The sequence below is a fragment of the Thermus sp. FJN-A genome, from assembly GCF_054655095.1.
In genome coordinates this window covers 1-236 of record NZ_BAAHSC010000324.1, presented here as the reverse complement: position 1 = coordinate 236, position 236 = coordinate 1, and the positions used below count along the sequence as shown (strand labels likewise).

The 236-nt window shown below is 62.3% G+C and carries 1 rRNA gene; it reads right to left on the bottom strand.

What is annotated here, in order from left to right:
- Positions 1-236 (bottom strand): 23S ribosomal RNA (locus ACYQ0J_RS13920); the annotation flags it as partial.

Sequence of the window (236 nt, the reverse complement as noted above, 5' to 3'; positions counted from 1 at the left end):
CCTGTTTATCGTTACTCATGCCGGCATTCGCACTTCCCTTGCCTCCAGCCGCCCTCGCGGGTCGGCCTTCCTCGGCATCGGGAACGCTCCCCTACCGCCTGGGGGTCGCCCCCCAGACCCGCAGCTTCGGCGCTGGGCTTAAGCCCCGATCATTTTCGGCGCAGCGTCACTCGACCAGTGAGCTATTACGCACTCTTTAAAGGATGGCTGCTTCTAAGCCAACCTCCTGGCTGTCT